This is a genomic window from Pseudomonas sp. ZL2, from assembly GCF_054788455.1.
In genome coordinates, this window is record NZ_JBGOGX010000005.1 from 62,656 (window position 1) to 85,930 (window position 23,275).

Consider the following 23,275-nt stretch of genomic DNA (forward strand, 5'->3'; position numbering starts at 1 on the left):
CCCTATTCCTTCTTAGAGATCACCGAAGAAGCGCTTCACGCCTTCGAACCAGCCATTGGCTTTCGGCGAATGGGAACTGTCGCCTTCCAGCGAATCACGCAGCTCTTCGAGCAGCTCGCGCTGACGACGGCTGAGGTTGACCGGGGTTTCCACCGCGACCCGGCACATCAGGTCACCGGCACCACCACCGCGAACCGGCGCCACACCCTTGCCGCGCAGACGGAACTGCTTGCCGGTCTGGGTACCTTCCGGGATCTTCAGCTTGACCCGACCATCGAGGGTCGGCACTTCCAGCTCGCCACCCAGGGCAGCGTCGGTGTAGCTGATCGGCACTTCGCAGTACAGATGCTTGCCGTCGCGCTGGAAAATCGAGTGTTCACGCACGTTGATCACAACGTACAGGTCGCCAGTCGGGCCACCTTGCGAACCGGCCTCGCCCTCACCGGACAGACGAATACGGTCGCCGGTGTCGACACCTGCCGGAACCTTGACCGACAGGGTCTTGTACTCTTCGGTGCGGCCTTCGCCATGGCACGAATCGCACGGGTCGGTGATGATCTTGCCCTGGCCGTGGCAACGTGGGCAGGTCTGCTGGACCGAGAAGAAGCCCTGCTGCATGCGCACCTGGCCGATACCGCCACAGGTCGGGCAGGTCGAAGGCGACGAGCCTTTCTTGGCCCCGGAGCCGTCACACGGCTTGCAATTGACCAGCGTCGGCACACGGATATTGACCGTGGTACCGCGGACGGCTTCTTCCAGGTTCAGCTCAAGGGTATAACGCAGGTCGCTGCCACGCTGGGCACCACCACGCGAACCACCACGGCCACCGCCGAAGAAATCGCTGAACACATCACCGAAGATATCCGAGAAGTTCGCGCCGCCGAAACCGGCGCCGCCACCACCCATGCTCGGATCCACGCCGGCATGACCATACTGGTCATAAGCCGCACGCTTGCTGGCATCGGAGAGCACTTCGTAAGCCTCGTTGGCTTCCTTGAATTTCTCTTCCGAGTCCTTGTCATCAGGATTACGGTCCGGGTGATGCTTCATCGCCAGGCGGCGATAGGCCTTCTTCAGGTCCGCTTCACTGGAGCCGCGCTCAACTCCCAGAACTTCGTAATAGTCACGCTTTGCCATAAGTCTTTGCACTCTTGAGGACGTTCGGCAAACCTCTGCGCATTCCGCGCTGTGCCGCCAGCACCCACCTCACCTACCCCACGGGCGGCTGACAGATGCTGTAAAAATTCGGGTATTGCAGACACGCCAACGCGGGAGCAAGCCCCCGCGCGGCGACATCCTACCAGCCAACCATCAAAAAACAGTCAACTGGCCGACAACCTGTAGCAATTACTTGTTCTCTTTGACTTCTTCGAACTCGGCATCGACGACGTCGTCATGCTTGGCTTCCGGCTCAGCTTGCTGAGCGCCGCCCTGAGGTTGTTCAGCCGACTGCTCGGCGTACATCTTCTGGGCAACCGGAGCCGAGACTTTCGACAGCTCTTCGACCTTGGCGTCGATGGCAGCCTTGTCGTCGCCCTTGATGGCGGCTTCCAGGGCAACCACGGCAGCTTCGATCGCGGTTTTCTCATCGGCAGTGACCTTGTCACCGGCGTCTGCGACCATCTTGCGAGTCGAGTGAACCAGTGCATCACCCTGGTTACGGGCAGCGGCCAGCTCTTCGAACTTGCGGTCTTCTTCCGAGTTCGCTTCGGCGTCGCGGATCATCTGCTGAATTTCTTCATCAGACAGGCCGGAGTTGGCCTTGATCACGATCGACTGGGTCTTGCCGGTGGCCTTGTCTTTGGCGCCGACATGCAGGATGCCGTTGGCGTCGATATCGAAGGTCACTTCGATCTGTGGCACGCCACGTGGTGCTGGTGGAATGTCAGCCAGGTCGAACTTGCCCAGGGACTTGTTCTGTGCAGCCTGCTTACGCTCACCTTGCAGCACGTGAATGGTCACGGCGCCCTGGTTGTCATCGGCAGTCGAGAACACTTGCGACTTCTTGGTCGGGATAGTGGTGTTCTTCTCGATCAGCGCGGTCATCACGCCACCCATGGTTTCGATACCCAGGGTCAGCGGGCTGACGTCCAGCAGCAGTACGTCTTTCACGTCACCGGCCAATACCGCGCCCTGGATGGCGGCACCCATGGCAACCGCTTCGTCCGGGTTGACGTCTTTACGTGCTTCTTTGCCGAAGAAGTCGGTAACAGCTTTCTGCACCAGCGGCATACGGGTCTGACCGCCGACCAGGATCACGTCGTCGATCTTGCTGACGTCGATACCGGCGTCTTTCATGGCGATGCGGCATGGCTCGATGGTGCGCTGAACCAGGTCTTCTACCAGCGATTCCAGCTTGGCGCGGGAGATCTTCACGTTCAGGTGCTTAGGACCGGTAGCGTCTGCAGTGATGTACGGCAGGTTGACGTCGGTCTGCTGGCTCGAGGACAGCTCGATCTTGGCCTTTTCAGCAGCTTCTTTCAGGCGCTGCATGGCCAGCGGGTCACCTTTGAGGTTCATGCCGCTTTCTTTCTTGAACTCGTCGACGAGGTAGTCGATCAGGCGGATGTCGAAGTCTTCACCACCGAGGAAAGTGTCACCGTTGGTGGCCAGAACTTCGAACTGGTGCTCGCCATCGACTTCGGCGATTTCGATGACCGAAACGTCGAAGGTACCGCCACCCAGGTCATAAACGATCACGGTGTGATCGCCCTTGGCCTTGTCCATGCCGTAGGCCAGAGCCGCCGCGGTTGGTTCGTTGATGATCCGCTTGACGTCCAGACCGGCGATACGGCCGGCGTCCTTGGTGGCCTGACGCTGGCTGTCGTTGAAGTAGGCCGGAACGGTGATCACCGCTTCGGTCACTGGCTCGCCGAGGTAGTCTTCGGCGGTCTTCTTCATCTTTTTCAGGATTTCAGCCGAGATTTGTGGCGGCGCCATTTTCTGGCCGTTCACTTCAACCCAGGCGTCATTGTTGTCAGCCTTGACGATCTTGTACGGAACCATCTGGATGTCTTTCTGCACCACTTCTTCATCGAAGCGACGGCCGATCAGACGCTTTACCGCGTACAGGGTGTTGTGCGGGTTGGTGACCGCCTGACGCTTGGCCGACTGGCCAACCAGGATTTCGCCATCGTTGGCGTAGGCAATGATCGACGGCGTGGTACGAGCGCCTTCGGCGTTCTCGATAACCTTGACGTTGCCGTTTTCCAGAATGGAGACGCAGGAGTTGGTGGTCCCCAGGTCGATACCAATGATTTTACCCATGTTAACTCTCCCGAAACTTGAATTTGGTTGCCGCAGCAGTGGTGGCTAACTGCGGTAATACTTGAATGCTTGACACCTAGATGGGGGCGCTGAAAACGATTTCAAGCCTGCTCGTCAATCGACGGCGAAACCGTTGCCGGGGCCTTGCTGACCACGACCATGGCCGGGCGCAGCAGACGGCCGTTGAGCTGATAGCCCTTCTGGAACACCTTGAGCACGCTGTTGGGCTCGACCTCGGCGCTTTCCTGCATGGCCATCGCCTGATGGTGCTCGGCATTGAACGGTTCGCCGTGCGGGTCGATGGCCTCGAGGTTGTAGCGCTTGAGGGTGTCGTGGAACATTTTCAGGGTCAGCTCGATGCCTTCGCGCATCGGGCGGATGCTCTCGTCGTCCGGGCTGGACAGTTCCAGGCCGCGCTCGAGGCTGTCGATGACCGGCAGCAGGTCAGCGGCGAATTTTTCCAGGGCGAACTTGTGCGCCTTTTCTACGTCCTGCTCGGCGCGGCGGCGCACGTTCTGCAGGTCGGCGGCGGTGCGCAGGGATTGATCCTGGGCCGCCGCCAGCTGCTCTTCGAGCACCTGCACGCGGGCGCTCAGCTCTTGGTCGCCAGCCGCTTCGGCGTTCAGATTCTGTTCATCCAGCTGTTCGTCAGCCATAAAATCTCTCCTCTCGAATTAGGTCTGCGAGCATTACTCGCGCGTCTGCCGGCTATATGGGGTCGCAAAACCCAGGTTCAAGGGCCTGCAGGGCAGCTTGCTCAGATTCGTTCATAACCCATGGCGATCAGAACCGCGCCCTGATAACCAAATTGAACTAAACATCAGCATTGTCAGCGGATTTGAAAACACTGTATAAATAACCAGACCTAACGCCTGGGAGCCGCCCCAATGCTGGTGCACCTGTCCGTACACAACTATGCCATCGTCGAACACCTGGACCTTGAGCTCGCCCGCGGGATGAGCGTCATCACCGGTGAAACCGGGGCCGGCAAATCGATCATGCTCGACGCCCTGGGCCTGACCCTGGGCGATCGCGCCGACAGTGGCGTGGTGCGCCCAGGGGCCGACAAGGCCGACATCCTCGCCACCTTCGACCTGGTGGATATCCCCGAGGCGCGCACCTGGCTGGCCGAGCGCGACCTCGACAGCGACGGGCCGTGCATCCTGCGCCGGGTGATCACCGCCGAAGGCCGCAGCCGTGGCTATATCAACGGCACGCCCTGCCCGCTCGGCGACCTCAAGGCCCTGGGCGAGCTGCTTATCGACATCCACAGCCAGCACGAACACCAGTCACTGCTGAAAACCGACACCCACCGCCGCCTGCTCGACGAATACGCTGGCGCCACCGACCTCGCCCGCCAGGTACAGCTCGCCGCCCAGCGCTGGCGCCAGACCCGTCAGGAACTGGAGCGGCTGTCCAATTCCGGCGATGAGCAGCGCGCGCAGCACCAGTTGCTCAGCTACCAGCTCGAAGAACTGGACAACCTTGGCCTGGGCGAGAACGAACTGGAGCTCCTGGAACAGGAACACAAGAACCTGACCAATGCCGAAGCGCTGTTCGGCATCTGCCGCCAGGTCATCGACCACTGCAGCGAAAACGATTCGGGCAACGTACTCAACGCCCTGACTGCCAGCCTCAACCGCCTGACCGCCGTGCACAACGCGCCCAAGGCCCTGGGCGAGGCGGCCACCATGATCGCCAGCGCGCAGATCCAGGTAGAAGAAGCCGTTGGCGAGCTGAACCGCTTCCTCGACAACTTCGATGCCGACCCGGCGCGCCTGCAACAGCTCGAAGAGCGCCTCGACACCATCTATACCCTCGCCCGCAAGCACCGGGTGCACCCTACCGAGCTGGCCGGCCTGCAGCAGCGCTTGATGGAAGAGCTGGAAAACCTCAACGCCAACGACGAATCGATCGAGCGCCTGGCTGAAGAGCTGGCCGCCTATGCCCGCCACTACCAAGACAAGGCCGGTGAACTGAGCGCCCTGCGCCAGCAAGCCGCCAGCCAGCTGGCCAGCGCCGTGGAGCAGGAAATCCAGCGCCTGGGCATGCCTGGCGGGCGCTTCAGTATCGAGTTGCGGCCCAACAGCAGCGACGAACTGCAGCCCCAGGGCCTGGAACAGGTCGAGCTGCTGGTCAGCGCCAACCCCGGGCAGCCGCTCAAGGCCCTGGCCAAGGTTGCCTCCGGTGGCGAGCTGTCGCGGATCAGCCTGGCGATCCAGGTGATCACCGCGCAGACCTCGCGCATCCCGACCCTGGTATTCGACGAAGTCGACGTGGGTATCGGCGGGCCAACGGCAGAGATCGTCGGTCAACTGCTGCGTCGCCTGGGCGAACGCGGCCAGGTGCTGACCGTCACCCACCTGCCGCAGGTGGCCGCCCAGGGCCATCACCACCTGTTCGTGCACAAAGTGCGCAACAGCGATACCACCCATACTGCCGTGGCCAATCTGGGCAAGCGCGAGCGTGTTGAAGAGGTTGCGCGCATGCTCGGCGGCATCGACCTGACCAAGGAATCCCTGGCACACGCACGCAAGATGGTGGTCACCAGCAAGGCCTGAAACGCGCAGCTATAAAAAACAATCAGGCAGAAAGCACGAAGGCGACCCCAGGGTCGCCTTCAGTACTTATGCAGCAATGTAATAATTGCTTACTTTTTCTTGCGTACGTACAGAACCAGGTTGTGGTCAACCAGTTCGAAACCGTGCTCTTCCACGATTTGCTTCTGACGCTTCTCGATTTCACTGTCGAAGAACTCGATGACTTCGCCGGAATCGACGTTGACCATGTGGTCGTGGTGACCACCGTCAGCCAGCTCGAACACAGCGTGGCCGCCATCGAAATTGTGGCGCACGACCAGGCCAGCGGCTTCGAACTGGGTCAGAACACGGTAAACCGTGGCCAGACCGACGTCCTCGCCTGCCTCCATCAGCGCCTTGTAGACATCTTCAGCACTCATGTGACGCTGCTCGGTAGAGTCGAGCATCTGTAGAATTTTTACTCGAGGCAGTGTCACCTTGAGACCGGCTTTGCGCAGTTCGCTATTTTCAACCATGGTCAGCTTTCTCGCCGATGCTGCTTCGCAGCTTCTCTGAATACGGGTATGATCGGGGTTTACGTTGTCCAGCCAAGATAGTGGAAGTCGCCCACCGATGCAAAACACCAAGCTCTTGCTAACCAGCCTCACCTTCGTGGGACTGCTCGCACTCGCCGGTTGCTCGTTCCCCGGGGTTTACAAAATCGACATCCAGCAGGGCAATGTCGTCACGCAAGACATGATAGACCAATTGCGCCCCGGAATGACCCGTCGGCAAGTACGGTTTATCATGGGCAACCCGCTGATCCAGGATACTTTCCACACCAATCGCTGGGACTACCTGTATAGCCTGCAGCCCGGTGGCGGTGAGCGCCAACAGGAGCGCATGAGCATCTTCTTCAACGAGAACGATCAGCTCGCCAGCCTGTCCGGCGACTTCATGCCAGGTGTCAGCCGCGACCAGGAAATCCTCGGTGGCAGCAGCGACACCACTGTCAGCCCGGCCGGCACCACCGAACCCGCTGCGCAGGAGAAACCTGCCAAGCCAGGCTCGCTGGAAGACACCATCCAGAAAGACGTGGATACCATCGAGGTCATCCCGGTGCCGGTGCCAGAAGCACTGGACACCTCGCCGCAGTAAACCTGCAGCGCACACAAAAAAGCCCGGACCAGTCCGGGCTTTTTTATTGCCTGCGATTCAGCGCTTGGCTTTCTTGAAGACCCTGGCGACTTTTGCGGCGCGCTGCTTGCGCACCTCTTTCGGGTCTGCCAGCAATGGCCGGTAAATCTCGATGCGATCCCCCGCCTCGACTTTTTGCTCTTCAGGGTTAGCGATTACCCGGCCAAAAATACCGAGCGGGCAGGCTTGAATATCGGCCTCGGGAAAATGCGCGGCGATCCCCGACAGTTTTACCGCTTCATTGATAGTCGCCCCCGCCGGCACCTCAACACTGAGCAGCACCTGCCGCTCGGCCAGGGCGTACACCACCTCGACCGCCAGCAGCGCTTCAGACATGGAGCTGTTTGGCACGCTGACAGAAGGCATCGACCAGGGTATTGGCCGCCTGGTTGAACAACGGCCCCAAGGTGGCGCGCACCAGCGGCCCGGCGTAATCGAACGACAGGTCGAGGCTGATCTTGCAGGCCTTCTCGCCCAATGGCTTGAATACCCAGACGCCATGCAGCTGGGTAAAAGGCCCCTCCTCAAGGTTCATTTCAATGGACTGGCCCGGCACCAGTACATTGCTGGTTACAAACTGCTGGCTCATCCCCCCCTTGGCCACTTCCAGGCGCGCGCGCATGTGCGTGTCGCTTTCTTCCATCACGGTGCTGGACGAACACCAGGGCAGGAATTCCGGGTAGCGCGCTACATCATTGACCAGGTCGTACAGGGCCTGGGCGGGATATGGCAGCAGGGCCGAACGTTGAATATGGGTAGTCATCCAGGGGTCAATTCCAAAGCTGGGCGGCAAACACAACCAGAATGCCGAGGGGCGCCATAGAGCGCATCAAGTGCGCGCATTGTCCGGGATTCACGGCAATGGCTCAAGCGCACTGCTACCCCGTAGCCGACAGCGCGGCGACTGCCTATAATGCCGCCCCTATGGCTAACCAAAAGAAACATCCGACAGGGACTATCGCGCAGAATAAAAAGGCGCGTCACGATTACTTCATCGAACACAAGTTCGAGGCCGGATTGGTCCTGTCCGGTTGGGAAGTAAAAAGTCTGCGTGCCGGCAAGGCGCACCTGACCGACAGTTACGTGGTGCTCAAGGATGGCGAGGCCTGGCTGATGGGCAGCCATATCACGCCACTGACAGCCGCCAGTACTCACGTCATTGCCGACCCGACACGTACCCGCAAACTGCTGCTCAACCGTCGAGAGCTGGAACGCCTGCATGCGGCCGTCCAGCAGAAGGGCTACACCTGCGTAGCCTTGTCGATCTATTGGAGCAAGCACTTGATCAAGTGCGAAATCGCACTGGGCAAGGGCAAGAAGGAATACGACAAGCGCGATACCCAGCGCGAGCGTGATTCCGACCGCGAATTGCAGCGCGCGGTGCGTAACAAGGGCAAAGAAGACTGATTCCAGCCTGAAGCGCCTTTATCGCGGGGCAAGCCCGCTCCCACAGGAGCGGGCTTGCCCCGCGATTGCTAACGCCCGCTACGCCGTTCCGCCCGCGCCACCCGCTGAACCTCCTGGCGCACTTCGTCGAGCACCTCCTGCACATAGGTGATGTGCCGGCTGGACACTTCGCGAGCATCTTCCGCACGCCCTTCGACAATCGCCAGGTACAGCTCACGGTGCTGGCTGATGAGCATGTCGCGAGTTTCGGCGCGCTGTTTGTACATGCCGCCGATGTTGGTCACCACGTTGCGCTTGAGCAGGTCGAACAGGCCACGAATGGTGTGCAGCAGCACCGCGTTATGGCTGGCTTCGGCGATCGCCAGGTGGAAACGCGCATCGGCCGCGCCCTCCTCGGCCCGGTCCACTTCATCGGCGCGGGCGTAGCAATCCTGCAAGGTGTCGAAGGCCGCCTTGAGCCGCTGGCGATCAGGCTCGGTGGCGCGGATCGCCGCATAATAGGCGCAGGATGCCTCCAGGGTATGCCGGAATTCCAGCAAGTCGCGCTGCGCTTCAGGGTTGCTTTCGAGCAACTGCAGCAGCGGGTCACTGAAGGTCGAGCCGAGCGATTCGGCCACATAGTTGCCACCGCCCTGGCGGCTGACCAACAAGCCCTTGGCCACCAGCTTCTGGATCGCTTCGCGCAACGACGGTCGTGACACGCCGAACTGTTCGGCCAGCGCCCGCTCGGCAGGCAGGCGCTGACCGGCCGTCAAGGTGCCTTCGAGAATCATCCCTTCCAGCCGCTCGACGATATCGTCGGACAAACGGCGTTGGCGGACCTGATCAAAAACCATCACATGCTCTCCACATCCCGAGTGCGTTCGGGGCTGTCTATTCTGGCGCATCCGCGACCCGCCGACACCCATCAGTTGGCAAATTTCCCTGCCGCTCAGGCCCGTGCCCCCGCACAAATCCGACGAAAGTTTTCCTGGGACAAATTGACACAGCCGCAGCGAGGCTTTTAACCTAGCGCCTCGACATTGTAAATTGGTCTTACCAATTATCCAATGCCAGTGCTGACCAACAACAATTAGGGGCCACCCCATATGCAAACCTGGCAACAGCTTTACAGTCCGCTTGGTAGTCTTGGCCTGTCCGCGCTCGCGGCAGTCATCCCGATCGTGTTCTTCTTCCTCGCGCTGGCGGTGTTCCGCCTCAAGGGTCATGTGGCCGGCAGCATCACGCTGGGCTTGTCGATCCTGGTGGCGATCTTTGCCTTCCAGATGCCTGCCGACATGGCGCTTGCCGCCGCCGGATATGGCTTTGCCTATGGCCTGTGGCCAATTGCCTGGATCATTGTCGCCGCGGTGTTCCTCTACAAACTGACGGTCAAGAGCGGCCAGTTCGAAGTGATCCGCAGCTCGGTGCTGTCGATCACCGATGACCAGCGCCTGCAGGTGTTGCTGATCGGTTTCTGCTTCGGCGCCTTCCTCGAAGGTGCGGCAGGTTTCGGCGCACCGGTAGCCATTACCGCCGCTCTGCTGGTGGGCCTGGGCTTCAACCCGCTGTACGCCGCCGGCCTGTGCCTGATCGCCAACACTGCGCCAGTGGCCTTCGGCGCCCTGGGCATCCCGATCATCGTTGCCGGCCAGGTTACCGGTATCGATGCGTTCAAGATCGGCGCCATGACCGGTCGCCAGTTGCCACTGCTGTCGCTGTTCGTACCGTTCTGGCTGGTGTTCATGATGGACGGCCTGCGCGGCGTCAAAGAGACCTGGCCTGCCGCCCTGGTGGCCGGCTTGAGCTTTGCCGTAACCCAGTACTCCACCTCGAACTTCATCGGCCCGGAACTGCCGGACATCACCTCGGCCCTGGCCAGCCTGATTTCCCTGACCCTGTTCCTCAAGGTCTGGCAGCCCAAGCGCTCGTTCGCCAGCGCCACCGGCAGTGTCGGCGCTGCCGTGGTCCAGGGCGGCGGCAGCCAGCCTTCGCCCTACAGCTTCGGCGAGATCTTCAAGGCCTGGTCGCCGTTCCTGATCCTCACCGTGCTGGTCACCATCTGGACCCTCAAGCCATTCAAGGCTGCCTTCGCTGCTGGCGGTTCGATGTACAGCTGGGTGTTCAACTTCGCCATCCCGCACCTTGATCAACTGGTGATCAAGTCCGCACCGATCGTTGCCACCCCGACGGCGATCCCGGCGGTGTTCAAGCTCGACCCGATTTCCGCCACCGGTACCGCGATCTTCTTCTCGGCGCTGATCTCGATGCTGGTGCTGAAGATCAATTTCAAAACTGGTCTGACCACTTTGAAAGAGACCTTCTTCGAACTGCGCTGGCCGATCCTGTCGATCGGCATGGTCCTGGCCTTCGCCTTCGTCACCAACTACTCGGGCATGTCCTCGACCATGGCGCTGGTATTGGCCGGCACCGGCGCGGCGTTCCCGTTCTTTTCGCCGTTCCTTGGCTGGCTAGGCGTGTTCCTGACCGGTTCCGACACCTCGTCCAACGCCCTGTTCAGCTCGCTGCAGGCCACTACCGCGCACCAGATCGGGGTCAGCGACACCCTGCTGGTAGCAGCCAACACCAGCGGCGGCGTGACCGGCAAGATGATTTCGCCGCAATCGATCGCCGTGGCCTGCGCCGCCACCGGCCTGGTCGGCAAAGAGTCGGACCTGTTCCGCTTCACCCTCAAGCACAGCTTGTTCTTCGCCACCATCGTCGGCCTGATCACCCTGGTCCAGGCCTATTGGCTGACCGGCATGCTGGTTCACTAAGGTGTCGGGGGCTGGGCGTGTTGTGGCGCGCCCGGCAGCCGCCCCTTTAACCAACGCTGCGAGACCCCATGATCATTTCTGCCTCTACCGATTACCGCGCAGCTGCCCAACGCAAGCTGCCGCCGTTCTTGTTCCACTACGCCGACGGTGGTGCCTACGCCGAGCACACGCTGCGCCACAACGTCCAGGACCTGGCCGGCATCGCCCTGCGCCAGCGCGTATTGAAGAACATGTCCGAGCTGAGCCTCGAGACCCGATTGTTCAACGAAACCCTGAGCATGCCCGTGGCCCTGGCGCCGGTCGGCCTGACCGGCATGTACGCGCGCCGGGGCGAAGTGCAGGCTGCCCGTGCGGCAGCGGCCAAAGGCATTCCGTTCACCCTGTCGACCGTATCGGTGTGCCCGATCGAAGAAGTGGCACCCGCCATCGACCGGCCGATGTGGTTCCAGCTCTACGTGCTCAAGGATCGCGGCTTCATGCGCAACGCCCTGGAGCGCGCCAAGGCTGCTGGCGTCACCACCCTGGTGTTCACCGTGGACATGCCGGTACCCGGCGCTCGCTACCGCGATGCGCACTCCGGCATGAGCGGCCCGAATGCACCGCTGCGCCGGGTCTGGCAGGCCATGACCCACCCACAGTGGGCCGTGGATGTCGGCCTGCTGGGCAAGCCCCATGACCTGGGCAACATCTCCGCCTACCGCGGCAGCCCGACGGGCCTGGCCGACTACATCGGCTGGCTGGGTGCCAACTTCGACCCATCGATTTCCTGGAAAGACCTGGAGTGGATCCGTGAGTTCTGGGAGGGCCCGATGGTGATCAAGGGCATCCTCGACCCGCAAGACGCCAAGGACGCCGTGAAGTTTGGCGCCGACGGCATCGTCGTCTCCAACCACGGCGGCCGCCAGCTCGACGGCGTGCTGTCCAGCGCCCGCGCCTTGCCAGCGATTGCCGACGCGGTGAAAGGCGACCTGAAGATCCTCGCCGACTCGGGCATCCGCAGCGGCCTGGACGTGGTGCGCATGATTGCCCTGGGTGCCGATACCGTGCTGATCGGCCGCGCGTTCCTCTACGCGCTGGCTACCGCCGGCGAAGCCGGGGTGAAGAATCTGCTGGACCTGTTCGAAAAAGAAATGCGCGTGGCCATGGTGCTCACCGGCGCCAAATCGATCAGCGAAATCACCCGCGACTCGCTGGTCCGCGAACTGGGTGCCTGATTGCCGCACCTTCGAATCACAGCCTGATTGACCGGGGCACGCGGCGCACCAGACGCCACGGCCCCGCGAGGAGATTGCATGAGTCTGCCCGCCGCGTTCCTCGACTCGGTAGCCCGCCTGATACCCGGCGAGCGACGTTTCGACGACCCGCTCTCGACCCTGGCTTTCGGTACCGATGCCAGCTTCTACCGGCTGATCCCCAAGCTGGTGGTGCGGGTCGAGTCCGAAGATGAAGTGGTCGCCCTGCTCAAGCTGGCCCAGCGCGAGCGCGTGCCGGTCACCTTCCGCGCCGCCGGCACCAGCCTGTCCGGCCAGGCCATCAGCGATTCGGTGCTGATCGTGCTCGGCGATAACTGGAACGGCCGCGAGATTCGCCACCAGGGCCAGCAGATCCGCCTGCAACCCGGGGTGATCGGCGCCCAGGCCAACGCCTGGCTGGCCCCCTTCGGGCGCAAGATCGGCCCCGACCCGGCCTCGATCAACGCCTGCAAGATCGGCGGTATCGTCGCCAACAATGCCAGCGGCATGTGCTGCGGCACCGCGCAGAACACCTATCACACCCTGGCCGGCATGCGCCTGGTGCTGGCCGACGGCACGCGCCTGGACAGCGAAGATCCGGCCAGCGTCGCCGCCTTCGAACAAAGCCACGCCAGCTTGCTCGATGAGCTCACGCGCCTGGCTCGGGAAACCCGCGCCAACACCGAACTGGCGGCGAAGATTCGCCACAAGTACCGCCTGAAGAACACTACCGGCCTGTCGCTCAATGCCCTGATCGACTACGACCAGCCGCTGGATATCCTCAGCCACCTGCTGGTCGGCTCCGAGGGCACCCTGGGTTTTATCAGTGCGGTGACCTACGACACGGTGGTCGATCACCCGAACAAAGCCTCGGCACTGATCGTCTTTCCGGATGTGGAAACCTGCTGCAACGCCGTCACCGTGCTCAAGAGCCAACCGGTATCGGCCGTGGAGCTACTTGACCGGCGCAGCCTGCGCTCGGTACAGGACAAGCCCGGCATGCCGGCTTTCGTCCAGCAACTGTCCGACGGCGCCTGCGCACTACTGATCGAATCGCGTGCGGCAACCCAGGCGTTGCTGCACGAGCAGCTGGCGCAGATCATGGCCTCGCTGGCGGGCTTCCCGGTGGAAAAGCAGGTCGACTTTACCGAAGACGCCAAGGAGAACGCCAAGCTCTGGGCCATCCGCAAGGACACCTTCCCCGCCGTCGGCGCAGTACGCAAGACCGGCACCACGGTGATCATCGAAGACGTGACCTTCCCGGTCGAGCAACTGGCCATCGGCGTCAATCGCCTGATCGCCCTGTTCGACAAGCACCGCTACGACGAAGCCATCCTGTTCGGCCACGCCCTGGAAGGCAACTTGCACTTCGTCTTCACCCAGGGCTTTAACAGCGCCGAGGAAGTCGCGCGTTACCAGGCCTTCATGGACGATGTGGCGCAACTGGTGGCGGTGGAATTCGGTGGTTCGCTCAAGGCCGAACACGGCACCGGGCGCAACATGGCGCCCTTCGTCGAGCTGGAATGGGGCAGCGATGCCTACCGGTTGATGTGGCAGCTCAAGCGCTTGCTCGACCCCAATGGCATCCTCAACCCGGATGTGGTGCTCAGCGAAGACCCGCAGATCCACCTGAAGAACCTCAAGCCACTGCCCGCCGCCGACGAGATCGTCGACAAGTGCATCGAATGCGGGTTCTGCGAGCCGGTCTGTCCCTCCAAGGGGCTGACCCTGAGCCCGCGCCAGCGCATCGTCATGTGGCGCGATATCCAGGCAAAAAAACGTGCTGGCAGCGATACCCGCGAACTGGAGCGCGACTACCAGTACCAGGGCATCGACACCTGCGCGGCCACCGGCCTGTGCGCCCAGCGTTGCCCGGTGGGTATCAACACCGGTGAGCTGGTGAAAAAGCTGCGCGCCCAGGCGGCGGATCATGTCAAGACCGCCGACTGGCTGGCTGACAACTTCCACACCGCCCTCAGCGGTGCGCGCTTTACCCTGCAGGCGGCCAATGGCGCCCGTCGCTTGCTCGGTGCGCCGCGCCTGAGTCGCCTGAGCGCCAGCCTGAGCACGCTCAGCCATGGCCGCGTGCCGCAGTGGACGCCCGCCATGCCGCAACCGCTCAAGGCCGTGCAGTTCACCCCGGCCAGCAACGACGCGCGACCGCGGGTGGTGTACCTGGCAGCGTGCGTCTCGCGGGTGATGGGCCCGGCGGCGGCTGATCGCGAGCAGACTTCACTGCTGGACAAGACTCGCGCCCTGCTGGAAAAGGCCGGCTATCAAGTGATATTCCCGGACAACCAGGACAACCTGTGCTGCGGCCAGCCATTTGCCTCCAAGGGCTACGCCGAACAAGCCGAGCACAAGCGCCAGGAGCTGATCAACGCGCTGCTCCACGCCAGCCGCGGCGGACTTGACCCGATCTACTGCGACACCAGTCCGTGCACCTTGCGCCTGGTTCAGGACCTGGCCGAAACGCGGCTGGACCTGTATGACCCGGTGCGCTTCATCCGCACCCACCTGATCGACAAACTGGAGTTCACGCCCCAGGATGAGCCGATCGCCGTACACGTAACCTGCAGCACCCAGCACCTGGGCGAAAGCCAGGCATTGATCGACCTGGCGCGGCGTTGCAGCAAGCAGGTGGTAGTTCCCGAAGGTATTCATTGCTGCGGCTTTGCCGGCGACAAGGGCTTTACCACCCCAGAGCTCAATGCCCACTCGCTGCGCAGCCTCAGGGATGCGGTGCAGTACTGCAGCGAAGGGATCTCCACCAGCCGCACCTGCGAGATCGGTCTGTCGAACCATGGCGGGATCGATTATCACGGTCTAGTTTATCTGGTGGACCGCGTGACCCGGGCGCGAGCAATCTGAACCCTAGGCAAGCAGTGCAGTCCATCCATTTAGGCCCCTGTTTCCCGAGGCCTTTCCAGCCAAGGAGATTCACATGAAGCGTACTGCGATTTCCGGTCTGTTCATTGCCGCCGCACTGCTTGCCTCCCCTGTGTTCGCGGAAGAAGACCTGTGTGCCCTAAACCTGCAGAAGATTGAAGATGCCACGGCCACCGCCGGAGCTACCTCCGAAGGTATGGACAATGCCGTGGCCGAGCATGTCAAGGACGCCAAGGCTGCCCAGGCAGCGGGCAACACGAAAGACTGCATTGCTATTACCAGCAAAACTCTGGAGCGCCTGGAGAAAACCGAGAAAGGCAGCAACGGCCAATAACCCGTCTGCCGGGCGATGTTAGGCCAGCAGTCGACGTCGCCCGACCGATGGCGTATACTCGGCCTTGAGCGTTGAAAAACGCTTACAGCTAGAGCGCAGCAAATGGGGCCGATTAGGATTCGACGCCGGTAGTGAAACTCTAGGTGCATGCCGAGTTGGTAACAGAACTCGTAAATCCACTGTTGCAACTTTCTATAGTTGCCAATGACGAAAACTACGAGGGTTACGCTCTCGCTGCGTAAGCAGCTGAGCCCGCTCTCCTGGTAGCTTCGGCTCCAGCAATCACTAGGGGATGCCTGTAAACCCGAAGTGATTGTCATACAGAACAGGATCGCCGTGCAGTACGTTGTGGACGAAGCGGCTAAAACTTACACAACTCGTCCAAAGCACCCTGCCCGTCGGGCGGCTGCGGATTAACTCAATAGACACGGCTAAGCATGTAGGACCGACAGCGGATCACTGGCGGACGGGGGTTCAAATCCCCCCGGTTCCACCAAATACGCAAAACGAAAAAGGCATCTGGCGCTTGCGCCGATGCCTTTTTTGTTGCCTGAAAATCATACCTGTACGCGCTGGCATGTCCGCCTCGACACGCCTTGCAAAAAACCTCGCTCATCCTATCGTGCTAGCGGTCGATAAAAAGGCTGAATGGCTACCCCACTCATCTCTTCGTCGCCTAGGGAAAGGCTGCGCCCACAACACAACAAAAGGAGCAGGTATGAAAGTCTGCATGACCCACCGGGAAACCTTCTACCACCTTCTCAGCGCGGTTTTTAACGCCTACAACAAACAGCCGGTAATCGCCGAGCTCGGCGTCCTGCGCGGTGAAAACGCACTGCGGCTGTACAACGCCCTCAACCCAGAAAAAATGGTCCTGATCGACAGCTGGAGCCCGGCGGCCAATGACGCCTACAGCCCGTTTGACCAGTTGCCGCCTTGGGTAGAAGCCATCGATACCTACGCGTACTACTACGGCGGGCCGATGTACGACATGGCAACCTGGGACAACCTGTATCAGGAATGCCTGAGCAAGTTCGCCGACAAGGAAAATGTGACCGTCATTCGCGCCGAAACCATCGACGCCATTCCCGACATTCAGCCCAGAACCGGTATCGAGAAATTCGACCTGGTGTACATTGATGCCAACCATCAATACGAGTACATCCTGCGCGACCTGATGTACTACCAGGACCTGGTGGCCGAAGATGGTTTCATGCTGCTCAATGATTGCTGCCACAGCCCCAATGGCACCAAGCAGAACCTTGGCGTTCTGGAGGCACTCAGCAGCTTCCTCAAACGCTCGGACTTCGTCCCGGTGGCCGTGACCAACACCGACTGGTCGGATGTGATCCTGGTTAGAAAAAACTCGGTCATGCTGCAGCTCGTGGACATTGCGATCACCAACTCGGATATCCCCTTCGTCGAGATTCCTCATCAACTGATGTCCGCCGCACGCGTTGTCTATGGCGCGCAGCGCACCAACATCAGTTTTGCCTGAGCCGAGACAAAGCCCCGGACATATGAAGAACCAATGCGCCCATTGATTATCCTTACCCTGCTCCTGCTGTGCGGCCCGCTTCAAGCCGCACCGCAGTGCGCAGACTTCCTGGGTGCATTGGGCGCGTACCCAAAGGGCATCGAGTACCTGGGATGCCGCCAGGAACCCGAACTGCAGACGGCCCCCTTAATCGCGACCTATAGGGTCAAAGGTGCCGAAGCAGGGGCTGCCGAGGGCTATCTGCACCACGCCTTCGGCATGCCGCGCCTGCTGTTTATGTGCTGCATGTGGGATTCATTTCGCCACTTCCACCGCGCCCCGCAGAGCGGCATCGGCTACGAAATCCTCATGGCTTCCGAAGAGACACCGGTCAACCAGCGCTCGCAATGGGCACAGATCGAGTTCTTCTACATCACCGTCAGCGTCGATACCCTCGAGCCCTGACCGGGCATCAGCCCTTGGCGTACTGCAGCAGCACCTCCAGCGGATGACGCAACTGGCGGTCTGCCATACGCTTGACCTGGCTGCGGCATGAATAGCCGGTCGCCAACGCCTCCCCCTGTTTATCCAGCTTGCCGGCCCAGGATTGCTCGAAGATGGTTCGCGAGGTGTCCTGGTTGCGCGCTTCGTGGCCATAGGTGCCGGACATGCCGCAGCAACCGGTCGCTTCGGTGAGCAGTTTCAGCCCCAGTCGCGCAAATACCTGCTCCCACTGGCGGGTACTGGCCGGCACGTTGGTTTTCTCGGTGCAGTGGGCCAGCAGACGGAAGGTTTCGCCGACGCCCGCGGCCTGTTCGGGCAGCACGTCGATCAACCATTCCTGCGGCAGCAGCACCTTCGGGCAGTCGCTCAGGCCTTCGACCTTCTGGTACTCCTGGCGGTACACCAGGGTCATGGCCGGGTCGAGGCCGACCAGTGGCACGCCGCAATCGGCCAGGGCCTTGAGCTGGTTGGCGTTGCGAATCGCCGCCTTGGCAAAGGCGCCAAGGAAGCCCTGAACATGCAAGGGTTTGCCGTTGGCGCTGTAGGGCGCGAGGAACACCTTGTGGCCAAGACGGTGGGCCAGCTCGATAAACGACGCCAGCAGCGGTGTTTCGAAGTAGCGGGTGAACGCATCCTGGACCAGCACGATGCTGCGCTCACGCTGGGCCGGGGTCAGTTCGCGCAGCGCCGGTACGCTGGCCGCGCGGACGTTGCAACGGGTCAGGGTGTTCTGCAGGTTGTAGCGGCTGATCAGCGGGCTGTCGAGCATGCCGACATGGCGCTCGAGCAGGCGGCTGACCCACTTCGACCCCATCACCGCGTTGTACAACCCTGGCGCATAGGCCATGTAGGGAATGCTGAACTCCAGCGAGCCGATCAGGTAGTCACGCAGCGGGCGCTGATAGCGACCGTGGTACAGCTCCAGGAAGCGCGAGCGAAACTCCGGCACGTTGACCTTGATCGGGCACTGCCCCGCGCAGGATTTGCACGCCAGGCAGCCGGCCATGGCTTCGTAGACTTCGTGGGAGAAATCGGCTTCGCCACGGGAGCGTGCCTGGTTGTTGCGCAGGCGTTTGGGCAGCTCCTTGAGCCACGAAGTCTTGTTCTTTGCCGCCGCCAATACATCGATGCTGGCCGCACCCTGCAGGCGCAACCATTCACGGATCAGCGAGGCGCGGCCCTTGGGCGAATGCTGGCGCTCACGGGTGGCCTTCCACGATGGGCACATGGCGTCGTTGGGGTCGAAGTTGTAGCAGGCGCCGTTGCCGTTGCAGTGCACGGCGCTGCCAAAGCTTTGCCAGACCCGCTCATCGATCTGCCGGTCAAAATCACCGCGCATTGGCGCTTCGTTGACCTTGATCAGGCCCTGCTCGCTATCGGGCGGGGTGCAGATCTTGCCGGGGTTGAGCTGGTTGTAGGGGTCGAACGCGCCCTTGAGCGACTGCAGTGCCGGGTACAGTTCACCGAAGAAATCCGGCACGTATTCCGAACGCAGGCCCTTGCCATGCTCCCCCCAGAGCAGGCCGCCATAACGCTGGGTCAGTGCCGCCACGGCATCGGAAATCGGCTTGACCAGTGCAGCCTGGGCCGGGTCTTTCATGTCCAGCGCCGGGCGTACGTGCAACACGCCGGCGTCGACATGACCGAACATGCCATAGGCCAGGCCGTAGCTGTCGAGCAATGCGCGGAAGTCGGCGATGTAGTCGGCCAACTGCTCTGGCGGTACGGCGGTGTCTTCAACGAACGGTTGCGGACGCACTTCGCCGTCGACGTTGCCAAGCAGGCCTACCGAACGCTTGCGCATGGTGTAGACCCGGGTCACCGCCTCGGCGCCTTCGGCCAGGGTGTGGCCCAGACGCTCGACGCCGGTGTCAGCCTGCAGGTGGGCGACAAACGCCTGCACCCGCGCGTTCACTTCAGCCGGATCATCACCGCAGAACTCCACCAGGTTGATGCCCAGGGTCGGGCGCTCGGCTTCGGCGGGGAAGTACTCGGCGACGCTGTGCCAGACGATGTCCTTCATCGCCAGCATCAGTACCTTGGAGTCCACCGTCTCGATCGACAGCGGCTTGTGCGCCATCAGCGCATTGGCGTCGCGCAGGGCGTCCATGAAGCTGCTGTAACGCACGTTGACCAGCACAGCGTACTTCGGAATCGGCAGCACGTTGAGCTTGGCCTCGACCACGTAGCCCAGCGAGCCTTCGGCGCCGCACAGCACACTGTTAAGGTTGAAGCGGCCCTGCTCGTCGCGCAGGTGCGCCAGGTCGTAACCGGTCAGGCAGCGGTTGAGCTTGGGGAAGATGGTCTCGATCAGCTCGGCCTGGGTTTCCTGGATCTGCCGGGCCATGCGGTACACCTCACCGCTGCGGCCTGGTTGCGCGCAAGCCTGCTCCAGCGCCTGGTCATCGATGGGCAGGCTGTGCAGGCGCTCGCCGCCGAGCAGCACACTGTGCAGTTCAAGCACGTGATCGCGGGTCTTGCCGTAGGTGCAGCTGCCCTGGCCGCTGGCGTCGGTGTTGATCATGCCGCCGACGGTGGCGCGGTTGGAGGTCGACAGCTCCGGGGCGAAGAACAAGCCGTGGGGCTTGAGCGCGGCGTTGAGCTGGTCCTTGACCACCCCGGCCTGGACCCGCACCCAACGCTCCTCGACGTTGATCTCGAGGATGTTGTTCATGTGCCGCGACAGGTCGACGACGATGCCGTCGGTCAGCGACTGGCCGTTGGTACCGGTGCCGCCACCACGGGGGGTGAGCTTGACCTGGCGAAAGCGCGGTTCGGCCATCAGCGCGGCAACCCGGGCGACGTCCTCGGCATCCAGCGGGAACACCGCCGCTTGTGGCAGGCGCTGGTAGATCGAGTTATCGGTGGCGAGCACCGTGCGGGTGGCATAGTCGGCGCTAATCTGGCCACGGAAACCGTTGGCACGCAGGGCGGCGAGGAAATCGGAATAGTCGGCAGCAGGGGCGCTGGTCGGCAACTGGGCGATCATCAAAGGATGGCCTCTTTAATTTGGCTAATCACGGGATATCGGAACACTTGCTGGCTGAGCATAATTAGGTCAGCCTCAAGACACTGATATGCCAATGATCCCGGAGCGTGCCGCCGCGGACAACTGGATATTTCTGCCGCTATCGATGACTTTTACGAATGAATTACCGCCATCTAACGCCGTCCATGTCATTGCTGCTGGCTTTCGAAGCCGCCGCCCGGCATGAAAGCTACACCCGCGCCGCCACCGAGCTGTCGCTGACCCAGAGCGCGGTGAGCCGCCAGGTGCAGGCGCTGGAGCAGCAACTGGGCCTGACCCTGTTCCGCCGCGAAGGCCGCCAGGTGCGCCTGACTGATGTCGGTCGGCTGTATCAGCGGGAGATGAGCGAAGCCCTCGGGCGGATCCGCAGTGCTACTTTGCAGGCCATGGCTTACCAGTCTGGCGAAGGCAGCCTGCGCCTGGCGACCCTGCCGACCTTCGGCTCCAAATGGCTGCTGCCGCGCCTGCATGAGTTCTACAAGCTGCACCCGGGCATGCTGGTGCACATCAATTCACGCATCGAAGCCATCGATTTTGAAACCAGCGGCATCGACGCCGCCATCGTCGTCGGTAATGCCGACGTACCGGGGCTGGTCTGTCATCGCCTGCATGCCGAAGAGTTGCTGGTGATCCTCTCGCCGGACACCGCCGCCGGCCAGGCCGACTGGTCACCGCCGCGCCTGCATGAGCAGTTGCTGCTCAACGTGGCCAACAACCCCAACGCCTGGGGCGAATGGTTTTCCCACCATGGCCTGGCGCACCGCAGCATGCGCCTGGGGCCCAGCTTCGAGCTGACTTCGCACCTGATCCAGGCAGTGCGCGCCGGCATCGGCATCGGCCTGGTACCGCGCATCCTGGTGGCCGACGAGCTGGCCAGCGGTGAACTGGTCAGTGCCGGTGCACCGTTTGCCAGCCAGCGCAGCTATTACCTGATCTACCCGCCACGCAACCAGTCGCTGCCATCGCTGATGGCATTTCGCGGCTGGTTGCTGGGGCAGATCTGAGGCGCTGGCTCAGATGCTCAGGCAGATCTTGCCGAAGTGCTGGTTGCTTTCCTGATAGCGGAAGGCTTCGACGATCTGCTCCAGGTCGAAGGTCTTGTCCACGACCGGGCGCAAGCCATTGGCATCGATGGCGCGGACCATCGCCTGCTGCTGGGCACGGCTGCCCACCAGCACGCCTTGCAGGCGAATCTGCCGTACCAGGGCCTGGACCAGCGGCAGGTTGCCCGCCACGCCGGTCAGAATACCGATCAGCGACACATGCCCGCCGATACGCGCAGCGATCATTGATTGCTCGAGGGTCGCCGGGCCACCGACTTCGATCACGTGATCGACACCGCGGTTGGCGGTGAGCTGGCGCACCTTCTCGCCCCAGGCCGGAGTCTTGCGGTAGTTGATCAGGTGGTCGGCGCCGAGGGCCTTGAGGCGTTCGAGCTTGTCGTCGCTGGAGGACGTGGCGATCACCGTGGCACCGGCCAGCTTGGCGAACTGCAGGGCGAAAATCGACACGCCACCAGTACCTTGCACCAGCACGGTATCGCCTGGCTTGAGCGAGTCATCGGCCATCAGTGCGCGCCAGGCGGTGAGGCCGGCGGTGGTCAGGGTCGCCGCTTCGGCGTGGCTGTAGCCCTTGGGCGCATGGGTAAAAGAGGTTGCGCGGGCAGTCACCTGTTCGCGGGCGTAACCATCGATGCCGTCGCCCGGTACGCTGGCGAAACCTTCGACCAACGGCTGGCCGTCCAGCCAGTCTGGGAAGAAGGTGCTGACCACCGAATCGCCCACGGCGAACTCGCTCACGCCAGCACCCACTGCGGTCACCACACCGGCGCCGTCGGCCATGGGGATACGCGGCGCAGTCGGCCCCCACATGCCGCTGACCACGGCGAAGTCGTGATAGTTGAGCGAGTTGGCGTGCAGGCGCACGCTGATTTCGCCGGCTTGCGGCGCCGCAGCCTCGCGGGTGCCTACCTGCACCTTGTCGTAACCACCGCCGGTCTGGACGATAATGGCCCTGCTGGTCATGGAAACCTCCTGAGTCGATTGGGCAAATAGCTGACCAGTCTTTGCCTGCCCCTGCCCCAGGTCAAGCACGAGCGCTTGCATAGTGCGCCAGCAAACCACAATAATGCGACTAATTATCAATTACTCGATATTGCCTCACCATGCCCGCTCCCGATCATGCTGCCCTGCACGCGCTCTACAGCGAACATAACGGTTGGTTGAAGAACTGGCTGCGCGCCCGCCTGGGCAATGCCAGCGATGCCGCCGACCTGGCCCAGGACACCTTTATCCGGGTTTTGAACGCGCGCAATGCAGACACCATTCGCGAGCCGCGCAGCTACCTGGGCGCCATTGCCCATGCGCTGATGATCGACAAGTTCCGCCGCAAAGCGCTCGAACAGGCCTACCTGGACGAACTGGCGTTGCGCCCGGAGCGGGTCGCCGAATCGCCGGAAAGCCGCTTGCTGATCCTCGAAACCTTGCTGGCCGTGGACCAGATGCTCGATGGCCTGGGCGAGCGCACGCGCAATATTTTCCTGGCCGTGCAGCTCGAAGGCCTGAGCTATGTGGCCACCGCTGAGCGCCTGGGAGTGTCGGTGACCACGGTGAAGAAGCACCTGATCCGCGCCATGACCCACTGCCTGCTACTGACGGACGACTGA

The 23,275-nt window shown here is 62.0% G+C and carries 20 protein-coding genes and 1 other RNA gene; 12 read left to right on the forward strand and 9 right to left on the reverse strand.

Annotated elements, in window-relative coordinates; all coding sequences use genetic code 11:
• Nucleotides 1-12: 12 nt before the first annotated feature.
• From dnaJ to grpE, 3 genes are all read right to left on the reverse strand, one after another.
• A complete protein-coding gene (dnaJ, locus tag ABM562_RS07910) occupies nt 13-1,137 on the reverse strand; it encodes a molecular chaperone DnaJ (RefSeq protein ID WP_115085225.1) in 1,125 nt (374 codons plus the stop codon).
• A gap of 210 nt (nt 1,138-1,347) precedes the next feature.
• Nucleotides 1,348-3,267, reverse strand: a complete 1,920-nt coding sequence (gene dnaK / locus ABM562_RS07915) for a molecular chaperone DnaK (protein WP_115085224.1) — start codon at nt 3,265-3,267, stop codon at nt 1,348-1,350.
• A gap of 101 nt (nt 3,268-3,368) precedes the next feature.
• Nucleotides 3,369-3,923 (reverse strand): nucleotide exchange factor GrpE, encoded by a 555-nt coding sequence (grpE, locus tag ABM562_RS07920; protein ID WP_115085223.1) that lies wholly within the window; start codon nt 3,921-3,923, stop codon nt 3,369-3,371.
• 231 nt (nt 3,924-4,154) lie between these two features.
• On the opposite strand from grpE, the gene recN reads away from it, so the two are divergent.
• Entirely contained in the window at nt 4,155-5,828 is a 1,674-nt protein-coding gene (gene recN, locus ABM562_RS07925; protein ID WP_460421357.1) for a DNA repair protein RecN, read from the forward strand.
• A gap of 89 nt (nt 5,829-5,917) precedes the next feature.
• Here the strand turns inward: recN and fur are convergent, their stop codons facing one another.
• On the reverse strand, nt 5,918-6,322 hold the full coding sequence (gene fur, locus ABM562_RS07930) for a ferric iron uptake transcriptional regulator (protein WP_045199750.1): 405 nt from the start codon (nt 6,320-6,322) through the stop codon (nt 5,918-5,920).
• Between the two features lie 97 nt (nt 6,323-6,419).
• Here fur and ABM562_RS07935 point away from each other — a divergent pair, with 97 nt between their 5' ends.
• Complete coding sequence (locus ABM562_RS07935; RefSeq protein ID WP_115085221.1) at nt 6,420-6,944, forward strand: outer membrane protein assembly factor BamE; 525 nt, start codon at nt 6,420-6,422, stop codon at nt 6,942-6,944.
• A gap of 57 nt (nt 6,945-7,001) precedes the next feature.
• Here the strand turns inward: ABM562_RS07935 and ABM562_RS07940 are convergent, their stop codons facing one another.
• On the reverse strand, nt 7,002-7,319 hold the full coding sequence (locus ABM562_RS07940) for an RnfH family protein (RefSeq protein ID WP_115085220.1): 318 nt from the start codon (nt 7,317-7,319) through the stop codon (nt 7,002-7,004).
• Nucleotides 7,312-7,746: a type II toxin-antitoxin system RatA family toxin gene (locus tag ABM562_RS07945; protein ID WP_010222960.1), complete on the reverse strand. Its 435-nt coding sequence runs from the start codon at nt 7,744-7,746 to the stop codon at nt 7,312-7,314. Before ABM562_RS07945 ends, ABM562_RS07940 begins: the two co-directional genes overlap by 8 nt.
• A gap of 161 nt (nt 7,747-7,907) precedes the next feature.
• Between ABM562_RS07945 and smpB the strand changes: the two genes are divergently transcribed.
• Nucleotides 7,908-8,390: an SsrA-binding protein SmpB gene (gene smpB, locus ABM562_RS07950; protein WP_010222959.1), complete on the forward strand. Its 483-nt coding sequence runs from the start codon at nt 7,908-7,910 to the stop codon at nt 8,388-8,390.
• Nucleotides 8,391-8,458: 68 nt separating this feature from the next.
• Here smpB and ABM562_RS07955 read toward each other — a convergent pair whose 3' ends face one another.
• Nucleotides 8,459-9,226, reverse strand: a complete 768-nt coding sequence (locus ABM562_RS07955) for a GntR family transcriptional regulator (RefSeq protein ID WP_115085219.1) — start codon at nt 9,224-9,226, stop codon at nt 8,459-8,461.
• A 252-nt stretch (nt 9,227-9,478) separates the two neighbouring features.
• Here ABM562_RS07955 and ABM562_RS07960 point away from each other — a divergent pair, with 252 nt between their 5' ends.
• From ABM562_RS07960 to ABM562_RS07990, 7 genes are all read left to right on the forward strand, one after another.
• Nucleotides 9,479-11,146: a lactate permease LctP family transporter gene (locus ABM562_RS07960; protein WP_460421361.1), complete on the forward strand. Its 1,668-nt coding sequence runs from the start codon at nt 9,479-9,481 to the stop codon at nt 11,144-11,146.
• Nucleotides 11,147-11,214: 68 nt separating this feature from the next.
• Complete coding sequence (gene lldD / locus ABM562_RS07965) at nt 11,215-12,360, forward strand: FMN-dependent L-lactate dehydrogenase LldD (protein WP_346617130.1); 1,146 nt, start codon at nt 11,215-11,217, stop codon at nt 12,358-12,360.
• Between the two features lie 78 nt (nt 12,361-12,438).
• On the forward strand, nt 12,439-15,249 hold the full coding sequence (locus tag ABM562_RS07970) for an FAD-binding and (Fe-S)-binding domain-containing protein (protein ID WP_258578415.1): 2,811 nt from the start codon (nt 12,439-12,441) through the stop codon (nt 15,247-15,249).
• A 73-nt stretch (nt 15,250-15,322) separates the two neighbouring features.
• Nucleotides 15,323-15,601, forward strand: coding sequence for a hypothetical protein (locus ABM562_RS07975; RefSeq protein WP_045199770.1), 279 nt, complete (start codon nt 15,323-15,325; stop codon nt 15,599-15,601).
• Between the two features lie 104 nt (nt 15,602-15,705).
• Nucleotides 15,706-16,097: a transfer-messenger RNA gene (ssrA, locus tag ABM562_RS07980) on the forward strand.
• 222 nt (nt 16,098-16,319) lie between these two features.
• Nucleotides 16,320-17,099, forward strand: a complete 780-nt coding sequence (locus tag ABM562_RS07985; RefSeq protein ID WP_258578416.1) for a class I SAM-dependent methyltransferase — start codon at nt 16,320-16,322, stop codon at nt 17,097-17,099.
• Between the two features lie 33 nt (nt 17,100-17,132).
• Nucleotides 17,133-17,543 (forward strand): DUF4952 domain-containing protein, encoded by a 411-nt coding sequence (locus ABM562_RS07990; protein ID WP_258578417.1) that lies wholly within the window; start codon nt 17,133-17,135, stop codon nt 17,541-17,543.
• Between the two features lie 7 nt (nt 17,544-17,550).
• On the opposite strand, the gene ydiJ is transcribed toward ABM562_RS07990, so the two are convergent.
• Nucleotides 17,551-20,571 (reverse strand): D-2-hydroxyglutarate dehydrogenase YdiJ, encoded by a 3,021-nt coding sequence (gene ydiJ / locus ABM562_RS07995; protein ID WP_460421362.1) that lies wholly within the window; start codon nt 20,569-20,571, stop codon nt 17,551-17,553.
• Between the two features lie 158 nt (nt 20,572-20,729).
• On the opposite strand from ydiJ, the gene ABM562_RS08000 reads away from it, so the two are divergent.
• The gene (locus ABM562_RS08000) at nt 20,730-21,614 is read left to right on the forward strand and encodes a LysR substrate-binding domain-containing protein (RefSeq protein WP_115085201.1); all 885 of its coding nucleotides are present in this window, start codon (nt 20,730-20,732) and stop codon (nt 21,612-21,614) included.
• A 9-nt stretch (nt 21,615-21,623) separates the two neighbouring features.
• Here ABM562_RS08000 and ABM562_RS08005 read toward each other — a convergent pair whose 3' ends face one another.
• Entirely contained in the window at nt 21,624-22,634 is a 1,011-nt protein-coding gene (locus ABM562_RS08005; RefSeq protein WP_115085200.1) for a zinc-dependent alcohol dehydrogenase family protein, read from the reverse strand.
• A gap of 140 nt (nt 22,635-22,774) precedes the next feature.
• Between ABM562_RS08005 and ABM562_RS08010 the strand changes: the two genes are divergently transcribed.
• Nucleotides 22,775-23,275, forward strand: coding sequence for a sigma-70 family RNA polymerase sigma factor (locus ABM562_RS08010; protein WP_115085199.1), 501 nt, complete (start codon nt 22,775-22,777; stop codon nt 23,273-23,275).